The sequence below is a fragment of the Paenibacillus sp. N119s genome (assembly GCF_059447605.1).
In genome coordinates this window covers 1-630 of record NZ_JCAJRU010000489.1, presented here as the reverse complement: position 1 = coordinate 630, position 630 = coordinate 1, and the positions used below count along the sequence as shown (strand labels likewise).

Here is a 630-nt window from a genome sequence, read left to right as displayed (position 1 = left end):
AGACAGTTTGCACAGGTAGCGTGTCATGCGCTTTAGGCTATATTGTCGGATCGTAAGGTTGATTATCTGATAGCGCTCGGAGGGTGTCAACGTTTCCTCTGCATCTTCTGCTTTTCGAGCGCTTCGAGCTTTTTTAGGAAGTCATTCTCCGCTTCAAGCAACTTGATGCGCACTTCGGCACGCTTTAGTTTATCTTCTGTGGACAAATTGTTTGCCTGCGGTCTGCCCACACTTCCTTTCCCGCGTTGCTCCTCCAAAAGAGAGGCCTCTCCATGGGCAGCATAAATATTTCGCCAACGATATAAGCTTTTCTTTGGCTTTTCGTGTCCAATGGTGTCGATGTCAAAACCCGCCCTAAGAAAAATATCCATCGGCGTCTGTCCGGCTTCATAAGCTTTTACCGCTTCCACCTTAAACTCTGGGGCGTAAGTGATGGTTTTGTCCGTCACTTTTTGCACATTTGGATTAGCCTCGAGCTGTTTAATCTCTTGTTCGCTAAAGATTTTGGAAGCACCTCTCTTATTGCTCATGAATCTTACCTCACAATCCTCTTTATTGTTTGATTAAAACACAAATGACCCGTAAGTGGGTCACTTTTTTCAAAGTGTCCATCTTACGGGTCACAGTTCA

The 630-nt window shown here is 45.2% G+C and carries 1 protein-coding gene; it reads right to left on the bottom strand.

Translation table 11 applies throughout. From position 1 onward, the window contains the following. Window positions 1-86: 86 nt before the first annotated feature. Window positions 87-530 (bottom strand): HTH domain-containing protein, encoded by a 444-nt coding sequence (locus AC5V8P_RS25920; protein ID WP_064796790.1) that lies wholly within the window; start codon window positions 528-530, stop codon window positions 87-89. Between the last annotated feature and the right edge of the window lie 100 nt (window positions 531-630).

Excerpts from the sequence above, each read along its gene's own strand:
- AC5V8P_RS25920 (WP_064796790.1), bottom strand. The coding sequence starts at position 530 with ATGAGCAATAAGAGAGGTGCTTCCAAAATCTTTAGCGAACAAGAGATT.